A 4,776-nucleotide genomic window follows, 5' to 3' on the forward strand; every position below is an offset into this window, starting at 1 on the left:
AGGCTATTTCTTTTTATCATAGCACAAAAAAACTGCCGACACGCTCTAAAATTAGAGCCATTGTCGACAGTCTGAGCATCCTTCCGGGTGTTCCGGAAGGATGCTTAATAATTATGATTCAAATACGCGTTCGAGTGAAGCTTTGTCCTGGTTGAGCCAGTTGCGGAATACCTGCTTGGCGCCTTCAAGATCATGAAGCTTCGCCTGGCCGCACTGCAGTTCAGTTGCTGCAGGCACTTCGGTAACTTCTACTCCGTCTTTCATCGTCTTCTCAAGAATATCGATGATCTCACTTACCGCCGGCTCCCCATTCATAATCAGATAAAAGCCTGTCTGACATCCCATTGGCGACAGATCAATAACTTCAAAATGGTCGTAGTCTTCAGCATATTCGCGAATATTTAAAGCAAGCAAATGCTCCATCGTATGAATCGTCGGTGGCTCAAGGTTATCTTCGTTCGGCTGGCAGAAACGAATATCAAATTTAGTGACGATACCGTCGCTTCCAACCTTCTGCACGCCTGCCTGACGGACGTACGGAGCAACTACCTTCGTATGATCGAGTTCAAAGCTTTCTACTTTTGCCATATTGTTACGTTCACTCCTTTATCATTTTCTTCTTTCCATTGTATCTTTTCCCGTCCGTGATTCCAAATTAAACAATTGCGGACAAAAAACCCCGAGCAGATGTCGGGGTTTAAAAGTATACTATTCGACTGATTCACCGGTGATTTCTTCAATTTCGCCTTCAAGCGTCGTCAGAATTTCTTCTGCGTCACCGCCGACTTCCTCTACATAGTAATCACGCATCGGCATAGTCACTTCCCGGAATTCAGCACGCTGGTCTTCACTCAGTTCCACCTGTTCAATATCGGATTCACTGGTCATGGTCTCACGGGCCTGCTCGTTCTGCTCAACCTGTTCGTCATACACCCAGTCCTGCATTTCCGTTATTGTTTCGTCAAATGTTTCTTTCAGATCATCCGGAAGCTCATTATAGAACTGCGGGTTCACTGTCGTCATTGCTACATAAGAGTTTTGATTGGAAATCATCAAGTGACTCTGTACTTCGTCGTAGGATGAAGCTTCGATGAAGAACAATGGATTCTCCTGTCCGTCCACTGTACCGTTATCAAGGGAAGTATAAAGCTCCCCGGCACTCAGAACCTGCGGATCCGCACCGTATTCACGGTATGTCTGCTGAAGCAGCGGGGAGTTCTGGGTTCTCATTTGGAAGCCGTTGAAATCATCCGGGGACTCAATGGCCTTGTTCCCGGTCCACTGCATCGCTCCTTCACTCCAGAAGGAAAGCGGCATAATGTCCTCTTCTTCATATCTGGCAGCTAACGTATCATTTAGTGCTTCACTTTCATTCAACACCTGCTGCACGTCTTCCTGATCATTTGGAAGCAAAAACTGAAGCGAGAAAACCTGGCCTTCCTCTACCATCGTTCCAGTAAATCCAGGGGAGACCACAGCCATTTCAACCGCTCCCTGCTGGAGCTGCTCCACCTGGTCAACTTCACTGCCGAGCCCGCCGAACTCCACCGGCTCGATTGTCACCTGGCCGTCTGTCTTTTCATCCATACGGCTCGCGAATTCCTGCGCATACTCATACTGCACCTGGCCTTCGTTTTCCTCTGTCACAAAGGTCCATTCATATGTTTCTTCACCATCGCCGCCACCGCCGCTTTCCTCACCGCCACCGGCGCCACCGCAGGCTGCGAGTACTGCTGCGGTAGAGAGCGTTGTCCCCATCAACAAACCAAGCTTTTTCTTTTTCATGTATAAATTCCCCCTTTTGAGTAGTAACACGAATGATACAGCTGTCGGAGAGACGGCCATCCGCAACCACCTTCCTCATCCAGCCCCCCGTTAATTATCAGGAAGTAAAAACGTTGAAATAGGCTCAAACGAAATCAATAGAACTGCTATAATCAGCATCATTACAATAAATGGAGGTGTCCCGCGGATCGTATCGAGATACGACCGGTTAAATACCGCGCTCGCCGTGAATATATCCACGCCAAATGGCGGAGTTGCAGAGCCAAGCGCTGCCTGGAAGGTAATAACCACCCCTAGATGGACCGGATCCACCCCTGCCTGGATCGCTGCTGGATAGAAAATCGGAGTCAATATCAGAATAACTACAATTGGATCCACAAACATACAGCCGATAAAGAAGAAAATGGATACAATAATCAAAACATAAATTGGCCCCGGATCTCCTCCAAGAAAAGTATCTGTAATCATTTGAGGGATACGGGCAAACTGAATGACCCATGCAAATACCTGACCGCCGGCTACGAGCATAAAAACAGCTGACGTTACGAGTCCTGAAGATAAAGCAATACTGAACATCTGCTTCAGCTTTACTGTACGGTAAACAATAACTTCCAATACAAAGGCATACACGACAGCCATTGCTGCTGCTTCTGTCGGTGTGAAAAGCCCGGAGTAAATCCCCCCAATAATAATGACTGGAAATAATAAAGGGAAGATTGCATCAAAGGTCATTTTCCCGCGCTCTTCCCAGGGAATTTTAGCTGCGAGCGGAATGCTGTAAATTTTTGCGTGTATGTAAGCATAAAGAGTAAAAAAGACAAATACGAGAAGGCCCGGGCCAATACCCGCAATGAACATATCTCCCAGGGAAGTACCGGAGATTAAGGAATACATAATCATCCCTATACTCGGTGGTATGAGGAGCGCGACATCGCTTGCATTAATAATAAAAGCAATAGCTGTGGAGTCTTTGTACCCTACTTTTAAAAGCCTCTGTCTCATCGGCCCGCCGATCGCTACCACTGTAGCCTGCGTAGATCCGGAAATCGAACCGAAGATAGTACAGGCAGCAGCTGTTGTAATTGCATAACCACCCCGCAGGTGGCCGACGAAAGCGCCAATAAAATCAAGCAGCCTCTTTGATGTGTGGCCCTGGGACATAATGTCCGCTGCAAAGATAAACATGGGAACCGCTAAAAGCACGTAGCTTGATATCCCTTCAAGCATCTGCTGCAGCATGATGAACGGATCAACGGCATCAAAGAAAAACAGCACTATCACCAGCGGAGCCAAAATTAATGGAACCATCATAGGGAAACCGAGTGCTAAAAAGATGACCATTATCGCAAGTAATGTAAAAAGCATAATTGGTTCCTCTCATTCTCCGAATATTTTATAGTTGGTTGGATTCTTTCGCTTCTTTTTCTGTATCGTAGTCTTTTCGTTCCGCTGCGATATATACATCTTTATTTTTCACATTTACCCAGAAGTTCCGTAAAAACTGAATACCTCCGAGCAAAAAGCCAATGGGTGCCCAAACAACCATCCACACATAGGAAATCCGGAGGTAGTTGGTGACCCTGTTCTGCGAGGAGAGCACGTAATCATAGGAATAATATGCCAGGGTAAACAGAACAAAAGCTGTAACGAGCGGAATAATGAGCGCCAGTGTTTTTCTGAACTTATACGGTACATTATCAAACAATGCCGTCATGCTGATATGCCTGCCCTGCCTGGCCACATAGCCGAGACCGAGAAACGTGGCCATGTAAATCGCAATCTGGCTGATTTCTTCTGCGAATGCCCACCCGCCGAGACCGAGGTTCCTGCTGATGGTGTTACCTGCCACCATTACCGTTATTGTAATGATCGCAAGCGACAGGACTGTCTCTTCAGTGCGTTTGAGACCTAAGTCAAGCCATTTCAATATTTTCAATTTTCAAACACCCATTTCTGCATTTTTTTCAATTTTTAAAAAATATTTGCTGCAATTTGAGCTGGATGAAGACCTGACATTCTGTTGGAATATGTAGGTATGGAATTTTTTTATAATAAGTTAGTGTAAGTATACTTAACATATACAATTGTTGCAAATGGTTTAGGTATATTTTATCTCTTTCATCCTTTATATACTAGCACCTAATCCCCAGTAATTCGTGCTGACGCCTGCTTTAGACCCGAGATCCTCCGTAGCAGCGATTTTTCTGGGTTGAATTTACTTTTTAGTTTATTTATCTTTTCCTGCTTTCTTCGAGCAATGGCACGACGAACCTGATACCATGTGATAAAATATGGTTGCCTGTACTTATATTTATCATAATGTGGGCTGTTCCTTATCCTTACTAACTGCCAAAATTCAGAAAGGACGTTCGTGAATGGAATTACTGCAGAACTTCCCACTCTTAGTGGCATTATCTTCTATTTTATTAGCACAGGCGATTAAAATACCTCTCGGTTTCATTGCTGCCAAAACCTGGGACGCTTCACTTATCACAAGCACCGGCGGCATGCCAAGCTCCCACTCCGCAGCGGTCACTTCTCTTTCTACAGCTATCGGTATTGAGCGGGGCTTTGATTCAAGTCTTTTTGCCATCTGCATCGTTTTCGGCGTTATTGTAATGTTTGATGCTACCGGCGTCCGGAGACACGCGGGCTATCATGCCACCGTTTTGAATCAGCTGGTTAATGACTTCAACCGCCTCGTGACCGAAGCCCGGTCCTGGCAGCAGAAACGCGAGCCCGAAAAACGCCAGGAGCTGAAGGAACTTCTTGGCCATCAGCCGATTGAAGTTATTTTCGGTGCTATTTTCGGTGTGGGTATAACGTTTGCGGCTCATGCTATTTTCATTGTGTGATCAATTCTTAGTTTGTATAGCTTCTCATGCGAAAGAAGCCCCCGGCATAGTTTGCCGGGGGCTTCTCAGATTGTTGAGAAACAAAATAAAAGCGTCATGTTTGTTCGTGGATCGTTCGATCCACGTTCTTTTTTGG

5 protein-coding genes are annotated in these 4,776 nt (G+C 45.8%); 1 reads left to right on the forward strand and 4 read right to left on the reverse strand.

The window, feature by feature from the left end:
- Positions 1 to 111 precede the first annotated feature (111 nt).
- The 4 genes from ACTRXG_RS16635 to ACTRXG_RS16650 all read right to left on the reverse strand — a co-directional run bounded on the left by ACTRXG_RS16635 (position 112) and on the right by ACTRXG_RS16650 (position 3,721).
- The gene (locus tag ACTRXG_RS16635; RefSeq protein ID WP_474282761.1) at positions 112 to 588 is read right to left on the reverse strand and encodes an S-ribosylhomocysteine lyase; all 477 of its coding nucleotides are present in this window, start codon (positions 586 to 588) and stop codon (positions 112 to 114) included.
- Between the two features lie 120 nt (positions 589 to 708).
- Positions 709 to 1,785, reverse strand: a complete 1,077-nt coding sequence (gene dctP / locus ACTRXG_RS16640) for a TRAP transporter substrate-binding protein DctP (protein WP_474286026.1) — start codon at positions 1,783 to 1,785, stop codon at positions 709 to 711.
- A 90-nt stretch (positions 1,786 to 1,875) separates the two neighbouring features.
- Complete coding sequence (locus tag ACTRXG_RS16645; RefSeq protein WP_474286028.1) at positions 1,876 to 3,150, reverse strand: TRAP transporter large permease; 1,275 nt, start codon at positions 3,148 to 3,150, stop codon at positions 1,876 to 1,878.
- A 28-nt stretch (positions 3,151 to 3,178) separates the two neighbouring features.
- Positions 3,179 to 3,721: a TRAP transporter small permease gene (locus tag ACTRXG_RS16650; RefSeq protein ID WP_474263753.1), complete on the reverse strand. Its 543-nt coding sequence runs from the start codon at positions 3,719 to 3,721 to the stop codon at positions 3,179 to 3,181.
- Between the two features lie 439 nt (positions 3,722 to 4,160).
- Between ACTRXG_RS16650 and ACTRXG_RS16655 the strand changes: the two genes are divergently transcribed.
- On the forward strand, positions 4,161 to 4,640 hold the full coding sequence (locus tag ACTRXG_RS16655) for a divergent PAP2 family protein (RefSeq protein ID WP_474263756.1): 480 nt from the start codon (positions 4,161 to 4,163) through the stop codon (positions 4,638 to 4,640).
- Positions 4,641 to 4,776: the final 136 nt, after the last annotated feature.

It is taken from the genome of Marinococcus sp. LNSP9103-4 (genome assembly GCF_056034345.1).